Raw genomic sequence first — 17,987 nt, forward strand, 5'->3', positions numbered from 1 at the left:
CAACTCCAGTTTATTTTAGAAATAAGTTTATTAGGTGAAAGCGAATCTCTCCACGATTATTAAACTGATAATGCTGTGTGTATGTAAAGTAATTTGGCATTTTTACTTTGCAAATTTTAATCGCATTACCTTGAGCAACAGCTAGTTCTTGCGAATTTTTAGAAAAGGCTAGTTTTACAGGAAAACGAACGGGAATGTTACATAACCTACGAAAAGTAGTTGGTTGCCAAACTTCTACCTGTTCGCGGTATACAACTGCCAGTTTTTCTCCGCTATTGTCGACTATACAGGTAACAAAGTCGCTCCTTAACGGAAAAGAATAATGTTTTTGTGAATTTATTTTTTGTATTTGCAAATGTGAATTTTTCTTGCTCACATGTGTATCGCGATTTTCGTTCCACCACGACTTTGGTGCACTTGTATTGATGATAAGATGTATCTTTTCCATACCGCTATTTAAATTCCATATTTTGCTACTGTATTTTCCATCTACCAGTATGGTATTCACATCTCCTACAAAAAACATTCCCTCGATTTGTTGTTTGGTTTGAATACGTTTTTCATTGTTTGTTTTGTGTAAACAAATTTCCCCATTACTGCTTGCTGTTAGAATACTATGATTATCAAAAGCTTTTATCATGGTAATCGCCGACAAATGGCACCGTTTGATTATTTGCCATTTTGATGTATTTGAGTGATAACGGTGCAAAAACCCTTTATTATCACCAGCAATAATTTTTTTATTTGTAAAGCACACTGCACTTACAACAAACGGACAATGAATTTCCTGCTTTAAACTGGGCATATGTATACGCCATTTGCGTATACACTGATCGCTATGCAAAGTATACAACAGTGAATCGTGTTGTAATACCTGCAAAGCAATAGAGCTTTCCGTAGTGATCTCTGTTAAAAGATCAGCATCTTTCCAGAGTTGGATTTGCCCATTGCTAAATGTAGCTATACATAAACTTTTGTTTTGCGATATTTTCAGTGGCTTTTCATTAAATTTAGGAAGTGGTGGCCATGCTTGTGGTAGTTTTTGGTGCAAAAACATTAAAAATTGACGATGTGTCATAGGATTTTCATAACGCCAGTGGTGTTTTTCTTGTTGTGGCGTGCAAATTTTTATACCAGTTGTTGTTTTATAGGCAAAACTATCGCCGTGTATTATGAAATTGGTAACATTGCGTCCTAGGGCTTTGATCTGTTTCTTGCTCCACATGAACAAGGTTTTTTGATCGTCGCGTATTAAAAGACAATTGGAGCACCATTGTAGGCGCGTTATTTTTTGATCAGAGCAATGATAATATTTTTCTACCCGATTTTCTTTTACTAAAAACATACCAATTCTTCCATCATCTGTAGAAAAAGCCAGAACATTTTTGGAAGGGTGAAAGGCGACATCTGTAGCCTGTAGAGGAAGTGTTTTTCTGTACATCAATGTATGTGCATTCCATAATTCAACGCGTTTTGAGTTATAAACAACCGCAAGTAATTTTCGATTACCACTAATAGAAAATGAAATCTTTTGAGCTTGTTCACTGTTTTTTGAAGAAATGATTTTGCCACTCTTTGTTCCAAGAAAATAATGATCATTTGTTGCGGCAATAGCAAATGTTGGTGACACTAGAAATATATTATTTATTAGGCTTTGATTTTTGATATCAAAGATACACAATTCGCCATTTTTTGTAATCGTTAGGAGTTGATGGTTGTAAATAGCTACATCGTAAATGGATGAATGGTGCTCTGCTAATACAACTTCTACCTTATTCGGCTCATAATAAACCACTTTGTGTTTGCCTTGTACACAGACAATGCCTTTTTGCCACGGCAAGATACGCTTTATTTTAGGGAAATAATTTTTATTTCTCTTGGGATATGAAATCACAGCGGTTTGCAAATGATAAAAAATAATTTCGCCTTGTGATGTTACGCTACAGATTTTATTAATTCCTACAAATACAAATTTTTCTAGACCTAGAGGAAGGTTGTGTATTTGACGCGCGAATCGATCGCCATGCGGATAACAATATAACTGCTGGTTTCCAACCAAAACATATATATCATTGCTGTGAGTAAATTGTATTTTCTGAGCTTGCTCTAAACGAAAAGAATGTGTTTGTTGAAAACGATCTACATCCCAAATCTGTAATTCATTTTTGAAGAGAACAGCTAAGGTTTTCGCATCTTGTGAAAGCGCAACATCCACAACAGCTATATTTTTTTGTAAATGATATGCCAGCTTATTTTTGCGCCAAACCTTGATATTGTTTCCTTTATCCACCGAAACCAAAGTGTTTTTTTGCGCTAACAAACGGTGTATGGAATAACTATGGTGACGCTGGGCAACCGAACTTTTTTCTAAAGATATACTTGGCTTCTCTTCATTTAAAATATCGAGTGCTTGTTGCCATTCACGACTACCTTGACGAAGTAGCGGCGGAAAATCTTTACTTTCTCCTAAAAATCCCAAAGCACAAGCAGAGATAAACTTTGCGGCAAAATAATCTTTTTGTTGATATTTTTTACGCGCCGTTTCAACAAACCACTTACCTTTTTTATAACGATCTTGTAACTGCCGTTGATGCTGTTTCAAAACGTTTGGCGCTTCTTTTTCAAACCATTCATAGAACAAACGTTCACGCTCGCAACATAATATTTTCTGAGATTTTTCGTTAGCAGATTGCTTGATCTGTAAAATGTCTTTTTCCATACGTCTTTTTTGATTGTTGATAATCACCAATAATTCTTGCGGCATGGAAGATATTTTTCGCTCCCAATTACGTCGTAATTCTATTAGATATTTTTCAAAAGATCTCTCTGCTTTAGAGTTGGCGTAAATATGCAAACTTCCCAAACATTTTGCAACAAGTTCAGTATATGGCTTTTTTTGCTCCAATAATGCGGTAAGAAGTGGTATTGCCATACGTAATTGAGTCACCTCTTTACCATAACTCTGAGCAATTTTATTAATAAAAGCCATCGCTGCTCTTTGCGAATACGAGTCTGGTTCAAGTAGTTTTACGACATGCGGTATGGCACTACGTGCCAAAGCTATGCGATCTTCTTTTTTAGGTGTTTGCAAAATAAATTCCAGCAACGATGTGCAGCCGGAACTGCGCATTTGTGCATATTTTTTATCGGTTAGATATAATGGCGCTAATAGCTTGGGGTTTAGGACTTTGTGCGCAGGGAAAAACATAAAATCCCCCTCGCCACCTAAGGATCCATAGCGAGGGGCTTGTGAAGCTTCTATGCGTTTATCATTTACTAGCTGATAGCCCATGTAATATCCAAGATCAGACGCCAACTGAACACCGTCTTCGCGACCCGTAAGACCACGTAGCGCTTGTAGGAAAACAGCGGTGAATGGGGAATGCCCTTGGCTATCTTTGGTAAGTTTGGCGTAGCGTGTTAACGCACTAATCGTATCTGCTACCGCTTCACTACCTGCGCCAGCAGTGATTACCTGAAAAGTGCGTCGTCTAAATACACGTGATAAATTGTTTCCACCGCCAAACTCGATCTCTTTTTTTGCTAGATCCAAAAACTGCGGGCGATAGTGTCCCTGTAACAGCGAACCACTAAAACAACAATCTAAAACCATCAATGTGTGATGTGCTTTAGCTTTATGCAACTTAGATGCAATATTTGTCAAAGATAAAAAACTTTTCTTTGTAGAATTACTAGCCACGATGTGTCCTGGAACGCCATGACCAGCATAAAAGAAGAATAAGGCATCTTGTGGACTCACGCTCTTTACTAGTTTATCTAAATATCTCCGGATAACTTCGCGAGTAATTTTTTTAACAGAAATGGTAATTCCAGAAGTATCTACATTGTCAGGATTTTTATCAACAAGTAATACAACTTTTTCAAAACCATAACGTTGTTTAAGAACTAAAGCAATCGCCGCCGCATCAAAATGAGGTCCATTGAGATTTCCGTAATTGTCATAATTGTTAATACCAATTAACAAAGCATGACGCTTTTCATACTTAAGCCCTTGGCGAAAATCAGCACTAGTTCCCAAAACGCTAATGCCTCCTAGGTTCACTAACTGCGAAATGGCACGTGTACGGTTTTTTGGGGAAGACGACAAAGAACCGATAGCCATATCGACATTTTTCGCATAAATTTTTTGGGCATAAGGAAAAACATCGCGGTCAATTTTTTGCAGTGCGTTTAAGGCCATTTGACGCACAGAGGAATCTGTATCATACAAAGCAGCAAGGAGCGCTGGAACCGCACGTTCTACACGATGTTTTTGTAACTTTTTAATCGCATGAATTTTTATATTTACATCGCGATGCTTTAGGTTTGCTAACCACGAGTCTAGTTCCTTATCTGTGTATTGTTGCGCTAGTATTGTCGCTATTAGTATAAAAAGTAGTAGGTAATATTTTGACATTGGTTTTGTCTTTATTCGCCAGTAGTAATCCATCTTTTTGTTAGTACTGTCCATCGAGGTGGTTGTTTTAATAGACGAGCCCTTTTACAGAAAGCACCAAATGTAGAGCGTTTTTTACTAAATACACTTTGAAATAACAAATTACCAATGACAGTCTGTTCTGTTTCAGATATTTTTTGTGCGCGACTTTTGCTAAGAGAATGAAGTTCGAGTTCACTAAAGTCCTGATGAATACTGGAAACAATTATTTTGAGTGTTTCTCTTCCATTTTCGTCTAGTGATTCTAGCTCTAAGCCACTCAATATTCTTTTTTGGCCAGGGCCAACAGAAATTTCCACATCATCAGGGACTGACTTTGGCGGGTATAGCACCTGAATTTGTAACGAGCTATCGATATAAATCACATGAGGGTATACATCGCTATCGGTATTGTTATGAAATAAAAAACCAATTTGCCTTAAATCTTCGAACGAAGGCATTTCATCATCAATCGCTACTATCTCATCGATGTCATCACTTTCATCTATTTCCTCAAGATCCACTAAGTCCACCGTAAACCCGTTCCATTCTTCTATTGGGTTTAGAGTAATGAGGTTGTATGCCTTTCCCATGTGTAACAATATATCTTCTAACTTCAAACAACTTTGTTTGCTATTGTTTAAGAGAACAGGACCAAACCCTTTTGGCTCATGATTTTTAGAAATAGGAGAAGAATCTAAAATATTGTCACCTTGAGCCCAGACAACAGCAGCTTTCTTTTTTCCTACTCGGAGTATAGCATCTGCTTTTTGTAGTTTTGATACCATCTTAACCGCATTTACCTCTTCAAGTTGTTTTAATGTGGCAGATAATAGTGGATGATGTGCTGTAAAATACTCAAAACTAATTGCTTTCCTATGGAGTTCCTCATTATAGAACTCGTGCTCTATAAACAATTGCAGTCGTAAATCGCCATAGTTATGTAGTAGCTCTAACGCTTTCCAGTTTTTTGTTACATGTCTAATATGTGTATTGTTACTGAGTAGCGGATGCATTTCTCGAGGAAAGTGATGAGTAATGTCACCTTTGTTACGGATGACTTTAGCAATACTTGAAAAAGGAGAACAATCGATAAGCTTTACTAGTAGGTATTTCTTCGGAAGATTTGTTCCTATTTTTAAGACTTCATCAGGAGGCAACAAACAAAAAATAGACCCTTTGCTAAAGTTGTGTAAAGAGCCACGATTTAAAAAGACGCGTTTTTTTCTCTGTTGTACTTTGGTGACTTTTGCCATTTTTGGTAAGATTTGTAATTGTTTAGCGAACACTATTTTTTGTTTGTTACCTGATAATGTTGGCGATGGTGTCCAGGGGATTTGGGCGTAGTAAGAGTGAATCTTTTCAAAAAGCCATTGGTATGTAATTGTTTGTTGTTTTGCTTCTTCTATTGCTTTGACAAGGTGAAAAGTGAGAAGACCAAATGTTTTTCCGCTAATTTTATCCACGTATTCAGGTTCTTTTTCATATGAATGGCATGCAGACAAAAATACCATCCCTGGAATAGCCTCATGCTTTTCCACTTCCATCTTTGCTGTTTGCGACAATAGCGAAAAGGGTCTTTCCAAATTACGCATCTTTGTACTGCCACGATTTCCTGATCCAGAGTGGCAACAATCAAAAATCATGGTTACATGAGCTTTAAGAGCTGTTAAGTTTTGTAATACTTGATGAATTTCATCATCAATAATATCTCCTTCGCCCTGTAGAGTACTGTTATAGGTTAAAATAGTTTCATCAAAACCATCCGCTTCATCTCCATCAGGACCATCTTTTTTTAAAGAACCATGTCCGCTAAAAAAAATGATGATTTGCGTTGAAGGCTTTTTTGCGTATTGTGACAACTTGTCGAGTTCTTTTAAAATGGTTTCTCGTGTTGCTTCTTCATTGATTAAAGTTGTGATATTATCTACAGAAAAATGCGTTTTGAGCATGTTTTTTACAATAGAAACATCATTTTCGCAACCATCAAGCCAATATTTCTTTGGTAAATTCTCATATTTATTAATACCGATGAGCAGTGCTTTAGTTTTTGAATTTTGCGCCAGCAGGGGATAAATGAACAATACTAAAAATATCGCAATTTTATACATAAAAACTCCTATCTAGTTTGAAAGAGGATCATAAAAGTAGGAGAGATCGATTTTTGATGTTCTTGCGTGATCGACATGCCCATCCAAAAACAGGAAATTAACAACTTCTCCAAATTCGTGATTTTCTCGAAAACCATCGTTCCAATCGTCAGCAACTATTGGAGTCGTTTGTGTATCTTCTGTCAAACGAAATATTCCTGGATATTGGGACTGATTTTTATTTTTACGCCCGGCGTAACTACAAGGACCATCACTATCACCTTCGCCTTGTACTTGTGCCAAATCTTCTCCATGATTATTGGAGTCTTGCGTTCCCGGACAAAGATAAACTTGTGGTTCGACTAATATCCTTTCTTTGTACAAGGCTACTACAAATTCCTCGCCATTGGCTTGTGGATATCTTACATGTCTTCCAATGTAACCTAGATACACTTGGAATCCTTTACCTATCTGAGCTAAATTTGCTTCACATTTTATAGCAAGAGCTTTGTTTTTTACAGATTTTAGAGGTATCATAAGACTAATTGCAAGGATCGCAATGAACACCAACAAAAATATAACATCAAAAAGTGTAGTTCCTTTTTTCATATTGCGTCCACTCATCTATTTTTCTCCTGACAAAATAAAGGCAGCCCATACTCTAGAAGTATAGATTTTTTGTTGATTTATATCTTCAGCATTTTTAAACTGCTCAATCCATTTTTGACACGTTTCTTGTAGTGCCTGTGAGCGACTCTTTTTTTCTTGCCACAACTTTTGATAAAAGTATTGCATAAACTTTTGAGTACCCAGATCATCAACAGGCCATAAACTAACTAACATTGCGCGGACACCAGCAATCTGTGCTGCCAAACGCAAACCTGAAATCCCTTGTCCTCTCATTCTCACCCCAAGTCCTGTTTCACAAGCAGAAAGTACCAACAATTCGGTCCCACGTAAATCAAATCCCGCCAACTCTTCTGCAGTAATGATACCATCGCTTTTTTTACCTTTAATATTAGCTCCAGCCATTACAATGCCTGAGTACAGCAAAGGATTAACCCCCGCGGGTAAAGACTCTATTTTTGTTTTTTTACCAAAATTTACCCAGATTTGCGTCCCCTTGCGGGTATTGCCAATTCCATCTGTTTTTAATGTAGGAGAGTTAAAAAAACCGTGAGTAGCTAAGTGGATAAAGCGTTTTTTAGGGCTATAAGTAAAAAAATTGGCTTCAGAAGCATGTTCTCTTTTAAGATACACAACCTGTTGCGAGAAGTAGTCCTTAAACGTTTTTACTATTTTCTGCGTTTCTTTTGCTGCTCCAGGTAATTCATTCCAGGTGGCCTGACTTTTTGCTCGTCGAGAAAACATGTTTACCTGTGATGTAGAATCTGCTTTGGGAGCAAGATCATATGCTACATTACCAATACAGAGTAAGCCTTCGTTTTCGAATTTATTATTGTCTTTATTTTCGAGTAAATCGTATGCTGAGGAAAGATAACTTATGTCTAACTGCTCTATTAAGTATCGATTTTTTTGTGTGCTTAAAGCAGCAAATGGTACTAACGAAATATCTCCATCTGGAACAATATATACCTTTTTTTTATTGATATACTTCTCAAGAGGTTTCCACAAATAACGATAGAGGTATTCGTCTGCGGTTTTTTTCGAAATGATTATTTGACGACCAGTTGTTAGCTGTTGGCGAAAGGCTTCGATGCCGCGAAGAATGCGTTTGAGTGATTTAAACTCTATACGGTTTATTTTATCCCCCTCTAAGACGAATGCAGCTAGAGCAGGTGTGGCTTTTCGCTTTTGCCAGTTCGTTGTTTTGTTGTACACCACAAAATCTACAACAACACTATTGTCCGCTCTTACAACTTTGCGTAAATTTTGTAGATTTTGCGTACTTGTTTGGCGGTACAACTGGCGATTCATCTGTCTTTCCAACTGCTCTTTATCATCAAACAATTTCTTTCGTTGTTCCTCATTGCCATCTGGATTGAGATATACATTGGCGTATAAGCGCCTTGCTTCACTAAGTTTTAAATATAACTTTGCGATTTCGGGTTTTCTAATTGCAAGAGTTCTATCGCGTAGAGTGCGTGCTACAATACCACGGTAGTTGAGCACTTCTTTGTATATGAAAATATCTTTAAAGGCAGAAAGATATGTATCTATGTCATCGCGTACTTGAGTCTCTAAATATCTTTCTTGTTGGCGTTCTGTTAACGATGGAAAAATCAACGTTAGATTTTTGTTGCTAATTGTAGAACTTTTTTTCAATACCTGGTATGCTTCTTTTTTGTCCATAGCCAGCATCGTTATTGCCATTTCTTTCATCGCTTTTCCTGTGAGATAGTGAGAACCACCTATGGTATTTTCATAAATTTCAATGGCTTTTTTCATTAATTCTTCTGCCTTGTGATACTGCTTACGATGATCTCTCAGGAAAATGGCCAATTGCATCATACTATTGGCTAACTTTGCTGGACTTTTAGGATATTCTCCTCCTTTTTTCAGTTTGATTTTCTCAGTATCGCGTGTTTCATACTCGGGAACATCGATCCCTCCAACACTGGCAAAAGATTTCATAATTTCAAAAACCATCTCAAACTTTTGCGATTTGCTGCTGTTTTGTTTTTCTGGCATTGACCTCATTTGAAAAAACTTGCTACGAATTTGAAAAGCTTGATACAAAAGTTTTTCCGCCTCGTCGTACTTTTTACTTTTGCTTAAGGCATCTGCCAAAAAGCTAAAACCTTCTACCACATTGGTGTGATCTGTTCCTAAGTTTTTTTCATTAATTTTGATAGCTTGACGTAATAAATCTGCAGACGCTTCGTATTTTTTTAGCTTGTATTTGATAATTCCCAAATGATTTAGGCTAGCAGCTACCGAAGAGTGATTTGCACCACACCGTGTTTTACGGATTTCTAATGCTTCGCTGAAGAACTCTGTGGCTTTCTCATAGTCTCCTTTGTGTTCTAATATTTCTCCTATTAAATTTATATGACCAGAAAAAACAATGGCATCTTCCAGAGACATATCTTGTTTTTTTCTGTAAGAATCTACTATTTCTCTGAGTAATGGCTCTGCTTTCGCATAGTTTCCATTATTAAAAAATTCGCGAGCTGTTTTGGAGATTTCTAGCTCTTTTAATCTTTCTTTCTTTTTCATGTCCGCTTTTTGACTAATAAACTCGGGATTTTCAGCAGTTTCTTTCGCCATTGTTGATAAAAAATCCAAACCCGCAACAATTGCCATTACTAAAACAGCAGCAACCAATGATTTTCCCCAAGTTAAAAAACCTTCTGCCGCTTCTTTGCGTACTAAGTGAGGATTTTTAGAAAATCTTTGCAACGTCAGGTAGTTACAAATTATGCTCAATCCAATAAATGCACCCATAGCACAAGAAATAGCAAATGTTTCCAATAAAGTTGCACTTCCAAAAGGACTATACATATAGTATTTTTCTTCTAAGTTTTGCGGTTGTAAGATTGTATTGATATGCTGTCGTATGATGGGAAAAACGATGCCAACAGTAGCTAAAATAGACATTGTTAGAAGGGATTCTATGGGAATCGGACTTAATGTTTTTTCACGTTCTTCATTTGAGGCTTTGATAAAGGAAAAAATAGTAAGTGTTATTATCACAAAAAAGGAAACAATAGAAAATAACAGTAGTGCCCAATCTAACGATGAAAGGAATGACATAAAATGGGATAACCTTCCACGTTTTAATAGAGCAAGAAAAATATCCAAATTTCGATAACAAAAAACGAGAAATGGTATTTCTGAAATAAGAAAAAAAAGAAAGGCTTTTATATATATTGTTTCTCTTAGTTTAGATGCCATAAATTTTCGCGATTTTTTTGCTGCTTCTTTATATTTTTCATCTTTAGCAATCGCGATGTACACTGATAGTGGATATCGTTCTATACCTTTCACGATCAAGTAAAAACAACCTAGGATAAAAACAAAATCTAACGGTTGCGTTAGAATGCGAGGAATGGGTAAGAACAACAAAGCAAAGCGTAGCAGCAATAGCAAAGTAGGGAATAATAGTATTTTATATGCTAAGTATAAATACATTCCTATATACTTCGAAACTTTTTGTTGTGCAAATGGAAGACATTCTTTCATTGTTACAGGAATTATTTCCGTTTCTGACTTCTTGTATACGAGAGATACATAGCAAACTGTAAAAAAATATGCTACAAAGCCATATAACAAAAAATTATAAATGTATAGAAAAAGTTTTGTTGTTACAGCCATCGAAGTTGTAATATTCTCTGTTTTGTGGAAATATTCCTGGTCTGCCCACGATGTTACCGCTGCATACGCTGACTTTGATCCACCAACGAGATACCAACTAATACAATGATCAACGCAACTAAAAACAAAAATAGTGGCAAATGGAACAATAAAAAATACGGGAAAATGTTTAAATAAAATCTGAAAAGCTTGTTTTGATCTACCAAGAATCGTTCCCCTTGGAATAAATAACTCTGGAGAAAAACGCATATCACGTCCTTAAAAATACTATCCTTATCCAATTTTGTTCTTTTGAAAATTAAGCTACAAGAGAGAAACAAAGAAAATTAACTATTAAAAAAACCACAGAGTCCGATGCGATTTGTTACCTGACTCTGTGGTTTTTCGTGTAAAAGAAAGTGGATATTACTTCTCAGGGACCAATTTAATGGGAATGTTTACTGTACTCCATGTAGTAGCTTTACGTGCGATGGTCGCTTTGTATTTATTATGATTCTTACGAGCTTCTCCACCGAAAACCATGGGTGTCAAGTAATCTCCTAGCGCGTCTTCTTCTAAGGCTTTCTTCTTGACCTCTATAGAGGTTAAACTTCCCTCATCCCAGTCACTGGAAAAAAAATTAGAATGGGTGGACAGTGCAAATATTTTGATCCATTCTTTACCAAAACGCTTTATCTTAACATGAAGTTTTCGTCCTTTTTCGGTTTCTTCGTCTAGAATTACGGCGTGGCGTATGATGTTGTTATTGTCTTTATAAATGACCGACCATTCTTCGTCGTAAACGGAAGTAACCTCTTGTATTTCTTCTATGGTGTAGTAGCCACTTAAGCGCTTTTGTATTTCTTCCGGTAATTTTTTGTCGTTCAGTTGCTGTACTAGGGCATCACTATAGGCAATATGGAACAAACTTTCTTGGGGAACAGGTATCTCTATGGTAAAAGGACGCTTACCGTTCGCACTGATGGTATCTAGAGGTTGTGATTCAATGCTGAAGTCACTGTTGATAAAGATCATATAGAGATGCACTTTACTTTGGGTGTTATTTTGCAGCTCAATCGAAAATGTGGAACCATCGGTAAACGAGGGCACATTATCTTCTTTGATTGCTCTAGTTTGTTGGCGAATAGGATAAAAATGAATATTTTCCTCTGTGGTAACGGCAATTTGTTCTTTGTTTTTTACACCGGTAATTGCGACTAAATTGTCAGAGGAGAAAGATCCAGGATAGCTTTTACTCCATTTTTGCGTACTTATTTCGTAAACGTTTAAATTGCGATCGTGAAGGGTTGCAATGTAATTTTCATGAAAAGCGATTTGACGAATGTACTTTCTATTCTTCACTTGGAATAGTTTTGTCGACTTTTCCTTGGTGTAGCGGTGTATTGTTTTTTTGGTAGCGTAGTGTAAAGACTCTCCGGAAAAGTGTATGCGCAAAACTTCATCGTCGCAATCAATTGTGTCTAGAGATTTCTTATTTTGCATATCCCACACATAGATCGATTCGCCTTCTTCTTCGACAAATGCAAGTGTTTTTTCATTTGCACTAATTGCGATTTGTGTGGCGTTTTCTTCTTCTGTTTCTATGCTATGTATGAGTTCATATGCATCGTTATTTTTTTTGTAGACGCTTATGGTAGCGTCATTGTGTCCCACCGCGAGATAGTTTTTGCTAAAAGCCAAAGCTTTTTTTGCCGCCCGTGACTCCAATTTTATTTGGTGAACTATTTTTTGATCATTGTAATTTAAAATATAGGCGTTTTTGTTGGTGGTGTATACAAGTTGTGACTGGTTAGCCGAAATGGCCCGTATTTTCTTGGCAGAAGAAGTACTGTGTGGTGTATGATCGTTGATGTTTTGCACAATAAGACTGCGTGGATATGCATATACCACTTTGTCATTGTTTGCACACAGAGAATACACTTCGTCCTGCAATGGCCATGTGTTGGTGATTTGTTTATCGTTTGTCACAACTTCTTTGGAACTCCAAAAACGCTTTCCTTTTGGCGAACGAAGTTCCGTATCGACCAAATCTTCTGTGCTAGAAGGAATCTGCAGTAAATTGCGAATTTTGTTAAAACGACGTAACACTTCTTGAAGCTTCTTTTTACTTGCCTCTCCTGTCGAAGGAAATCTTATTCTTCCTGTGAAGTCTGTGTAGTACCCTTCGTTCCAATATAATTCAGCCGAATCGCCATTTATATACAAAATAGCGTGTGAACGAGTACGTTTGTTGGTTACTTTTACAATGTCTTTTTCCACATATTCATTCACGGCGCTATAGAGATCTTGCGACAAGTTTTTCAGTTGTTTGCGCGACAAACTCAACTTTGATTCTTTGGCAAAAAAATCTTCATCTGCCGGAGAGACATTGGTGACATATAATTTTAAATTTAACTCACTACGCGCGTGCACTATTTCTTCCGCTGTTAGTAGCGTGCGATCGTTTTCTAGTTTTTCATTACTTGGCCAAACAGCTTTGGATGGCATTTTTGTTATATATTCCTGTAGATAATCTTTATAAGCTTGTAGCTCCTCATCCGTAGAGTTTAGTTGGTAACCTTCACTAGTAAGAGGATTTACTTTATCAATAAAACACAGCGTATCATTGCTAATAGCAAATATAGACCCCTTCGTCACCCCAGCGAAGGAGCCGCGATTGATGGTGATGCGTCTTTGTCTACTTCTGCGTACTTTTTCCGTCTTAACGACATAACCTTTGTTAATCGCTTTGCATTTGCTAGCAAAAAGCACTTTGCCCATATTGCCTTCAATCATCGGAGTGGAACCGACGCGTTTGCTTTGATATTTTTTGTGGATATGATTAAATAAATTTTGGTAGGTGATTTCCCCATCACCGCGTTTGCCAAGGTGCTCAATGGCTTCAACGATGTGATAGGTTAAAAGTCCACCTTGTTCGCCATTTTCAAATTCGTGTTCTGTGGTGACTTGCTCTGGACGACATGCCGAGATAAATACCGTTCCCGGAGGAGCTGGACGGTCCTGCCCTCTTTCTTTTGCTGCCGCGACGGCAAGGCGCAACTGTTTTGATTCTTTTTCTAAATCTCTCGTCGCTGTTCCCGAATGGCAACAATCAAAAATAACCGTAACATGCGCTTCATGAGTTTCCAGTTTTTGTAAAATTTCTTGTAAGTAATCGTCGGCGACATAATTATCCTTTATTTTGTCGTCACTTTCCACGTAGTATTTACCTTCGTCGTTTTGTACGAGTTGTGTGGAGTGTGTTACTAGTATTTCATCCTTACCATCGCTTTCATCACCATTCGTATCTGTCACTTGTGATCCGTGTCCGCTAAAGTAGATTACGATGGTGGCTCCATTATTTTCTTCAGCATTTTCTACCAATTTTTGTAATTGTTGTTTTATATTTTGCGCTTCCGCTTCTTGGTCGACGAGCATGGTGATATTGTCTGGTAGAAATTCGAAATTTTTTTGTAGTAGATTTTCGATAATACGCACGTCATTTTTGCATCCGCTGAGGTCGCTAATTTTTTCGTGCTTGTAATCGTCTATCCCTACTAGTAGAGCATATTTGTTTTGTGCTTGCAGAATTCCACAAGCACAAACCGCTAAAACCAAAATGAATTTTTTCACTTTCTTTCTTCCTTCCTTTTCGTTTTATTTGCTATTCGGTTTTCTCGCCTTGTTGTAATTTCTTTAAGTCGTCTGTCATGCTACTAGGTTTTTCACTTGAAATGCCAGGGCCGCCACTTTTACCTCCACTTATACCATCAATAGCATTATCAATATCAGGCGTAAGATCAGAACCTTGAGAGTTACTACCCGAACTTTGCACTCCAAAGTTTCCCGATCCATTACTGCGATTGTTTTGCAGTGTTTGATTCAAAACGTTTTTTTGATATTCAATAAAATTTTGCTGTCGTTTTAGTTGTATTTCGTTTCTCGTAAGAGCTCTAATTATATGAGTAATTTCGCCCAATCGAGCTTGACTATTTAAATTGAACTTTGTCCCTGTTGAGTCGTACAGGTTCTTGAATGGATCGTTACCCTCTGAACTACTTGATTCAACTACCTCAACGGCCATGTAGCGAAAAGTGTTGAAGCTGATATATTGATATGGATAACGTGGAACCGTAAAATTTTCAGAATCCACAGATTTTATTGCGTTTTTCAGATCTTCTTGTTTATATTCACTGTACGCGTAGGTTTTTGACGTGTCTGTTAGTCGTGTAAGTAACCAACTTGTGTCGACCTTATCTTTAAGATGGATACGTTTTTGTAATTCTCGTGGTTTTAAAACTGGATACAAACCTTTTGCAGCATAATGTACCACCACAAATTTCAAAGTCACAGGTGTACCTTCTGTCTTTGCAAACAACCCACCAAGACTTTTTTCGTCGGTATTTAGTTGTGGTATTCCAGAAATTGCTTTTTCTGTTCCAGGAGGAAGACCCGTTACAGCACTTTTCGCAGCACTGATGGAGGTATCGATCAAGTCAAAAACTCTTTTGTTTAATTCACTGTTATCACTTAGAGAATTAAAACTTTGCAAACTCCATCCTTGGCCGAAATTAACCGCAAACTGCGCATTTCCCAAACCAGACTGACTTGATATCGCGTACTGTTCTTCAAAGTCAGGAAGGTAGACAATATCAAAGTTACCGCGCAAAGGTTGATACGCAAACGCAGCATTGTTATTGCTGACACTTTGTCGATTAATACCCGTTGTAGGTTGTTCTTGCTTTGGTGATTCTGGTTCATAAGGGGAGTAGCTTTTAGACTCTTCAGGATTTAAACTGGAGGGTAATTTGGGTAGTTCCGTTCTATCGTAGCCGGGGAAAGGAAGACCTGTACTCTTGTCATCGGTTTTTGCTGAATCTGCATTCGCTGGATCTGCATTTGCGTTCGCTGAATCTGCATTTGCTGGATCTGCATTCGCGTTCGCTGAATCTGCATTTGCTGGATCTGCATTCGCTGTATTTTCCTTTTTTGGATCCTTTTTGGAATCTTGTTGAATTGTATCAATAGGAGCGGGCTGCCTTAATTCATTTAAAAAATCTTGCCCCATGCTCAAATCACCGTTGATATACTGACTGAGTCCGCTTTTATCGGTGATTGTATTAATTAATACATACTTTTTATTTGGGTTTCCTGTTTCAGCGACAAGTTTACCTGTTGCAATGTAAATGTCTGTACGTACCGGAAATGATTCAAACACATTGATAAAGGGGCGTGGTAAATAAAAACGAAATCCTTGCATGTTATCCGCTTCTTTTTGCATTTCGTCTGTCCACAACGTATATTGTGTTGGGGTTGGTACTTTACGCACGGAAACTTCTGCGCAACTAGTAAATAGTAATACAAGTAAAATTACAGAGATGATTCGGGTTACCATTTTATTTTCCGTTCAATAAATCCATTGCTTCGCCCAATGGTGCTTGCAATTCTTCGTCAAGGTTAACATCAATTTTGGCAAGACTTCTAGCATTGCCAGTTTCAGAAGCCTCTTTTTCACTTTCGATAGTACTACATATTTTTTTTACGGTTTTCCTTAAATTTAGTTCAAAATCTGCTCTAGTAATTAATTCCCGTAAATTTTGACTAATAGCATAGCGTCTACTAGTGTTCCCACGCGGAACACTTTTCAATAGTATTAATAACTCCATCAATTCATCTTTAGCAGTCATTGAGTACTGTTTTAACTTTTCTCGTAGTTTTGCGTTGCCAATATAACGTTGCTTTACTATCTTCTTTATTTCATCTTCTGTGGATGTTTCTTGCTGTAATAACGTTTTTATTTTCTTGACGTCTTCTCCAGAAAGATCTTCTTGAATGAACTTCTCCGGAGGTACAGGAAGATAGCGCTTTACGATTTGAGCCATGCGCACTTTTTTGATATGGTATTTTTGCAACTTTAATTTCAGAACCTCTTCTATATTTATTCGCTCGTCACCAGTTGCATTATCTAACTCTTCCGATAAGGAGATAATTTCTTTTAAATGTTCTTTTGTGAAATCTTCACGCGCAACAATTTTGTCTTGCAGTGCTTCATCTAGCACTTTAATGATTTCTTTTCTTTCACGAGCTATCGCTTTGCTTTTAAGATGTAAATGCGAATAATGATCACTACTTTTGCTTTGTATGTGATCCAAAATCGCTTTCATCGGAATAAAATTTTCATGAGCGCTCTCAGAATTATAATCATAAAATGCATCTACTCCATTTTTTTTGTCAGGCATGCCGCCCCAGAGTAAACCAAATACTTCGAGCTCTTTGTTCTTTCCCGTGTAGTAAAAAACGGGTGATCCAGAGTTACCTTTAAATGTGTCACAATTAGCTCCAAAAGAAGGATTACGGCCCTTCTTGGGCTTGTTGTCTGTTGTGACTCGAGCGTTGTTAGAAACTTGTTTTTGCAATCCTTGGGGATGACCAACAACCACTAAATTGTCACCTTTTTTAGGTTCTGTATCACTCAGTGTCAACGGTGTCATTCGCGGCAAGTGTTTTTCTTTGGAGAATCGACTTCCGCCCTCTCCTATACGAATTAACGCATAATCTAGTTTGGGAAAACTAAAGCTTATTATTTCCTCACAGGGGTAAACTTCGATTTCTTTTACGTTGCGATGAAACTCGTCGTAAAATTCAACGGAATATATCCCGATACCGTATGGCTTACCATTTTTGTCTTTGTGATTGTAAAATTTTATACAATGGTGGCATGTCAAAATGAGGTCTTTTGCCACAAGAAAACCCGTACCGACATTATTATTCGTTTTTCCGGCATTCATTGTATAAGTAATGGCACAAACGCTCTCTGCGACTTTACGGACCCGCATGTCAGGTTCTTCTTCAACAGTATGGCGATCGTCCCTACCATAAATTGCTTTGGTATTATCAGAGGTCTTAGAAATAGAAGAGGAATCCAGTTGCTCTAGCAGTTTGAGTTTTTGCATCATCAAAGCCTGGATACTTTGCTGAATTTCTTTCTCCGCAGCGACACTCAATTCTTCCGCGTCTAACTGCTGTTGGAAAATTTGAATTTTCGTCTCAATTGTATTGAGTTTGACAATCAAGTCGGTTAACTTTTGCAAATTATCAAAAATTTTACGCTGATTGTTTTCTAGCGCTTTTATACGTTGCAAAGTACTTCCTTCTTGGGCCCCTAGGTAGGATGCCAAGACGAGAAAGATTAGTGATATTTTATA

7 protein-coding genes are annotated in these 17,987 nt (G+C 37.3%); all 7 read right to left on the reverse strand.

Translation table 11 applies throughout. The features are described from left to right. Positions 1-10 precede the first annotated feature (10 nt). The gene (locus UABAM_RS22795; RefSeq protein WP_173013508.1) at positions 11-4,417 is read right to left on the reverse strand and encodes a caspase family protein; all 4,407 of its coding nucleotides are present in this window, start codon (positions 4,415-4,417) and stop codon (positions 11-13) included. Positions 4,418-4,428: 11 nt separating this feature from the next. Further along, on the reverse strand, positions 4,429-6,546 hold the full coding sequence (locus UABAM_RS22800) for a caspase family protein (RefSeq protein ID WP_151970302.1): 2,118 nt from the start codon (positions 6,544-6,546) through the stop codon (positions 4,429-4,431). A 12-nt stretch (positions 6,547-6,558) separates the two neighbouring features. Then, positions 6,559-7,149 (reverse strand): type II secretion system protein, encoded by a 591-nt coding sequence (locus tag UABAM_RS22805; RefSeq protein ID WP_151970303.1) that lies wholly within the window; start codon positions 7,147-7,149, stop codon positions 6,559-6,561. Beyond that, on the reverse strand, positions 7,150-11,052 hold the full coding sequence (locus UABAM_RS22810; protein ID WP_151970304.1) for a CHAT domain-containing protein: 3,903 nt from the start codon (positions 11,050-11,052) through the stop codon (positions 7,150-7,152). It abuts the gene before it with no gap. A 156-nt stretch (positions 11,053-11,208) separates the two neighbouring features. Then, positions 11,209-14,415, reverse strand: a complete 3,207-nt coding sequence (locus UABAM_RS22815) for a caspase family protein (protein WP_151970305.1) — start codon at positions 14,413-14,415, stop codon at positions 11,209-11,211. 31 nt (positions 14,416-14,446) lie between these two features. Next, positions 14,447-16,177 (reverse strand): hypothetical protein, encoded by a 1,731-nt coding sequence (locus tag UABAM_RS22820; protein WP_151970306.1) that lies wholly within the window; start codon positions 16,175-16,177, stop codon positions 14,447-14,449. Between the two features lies 1 nt (position 16,178). After that, positions 16,179-17,924, reverse strand: coding sequence for a trypsin-like serine peptidase (locus UABAM_RS22825; protein WP_173013509.1), 1,746 nt, complete (start codon positions 17,922-17,924; stop codon positions 16,179-16,181). Between the last annotated feature and the right edge of the window lie 63 nt (positions 17,925-17,987).

This window comes from Candidatus Uabimicrobium amorphum (assembly GCF_009002475.1).
GTDB lineage: Bacteria > Planctomycetota > Uabimicrobiia > Uabimicrobiales > Uabimicrobiaceae > Uabimicrobium > Uabimicrobium amorphum.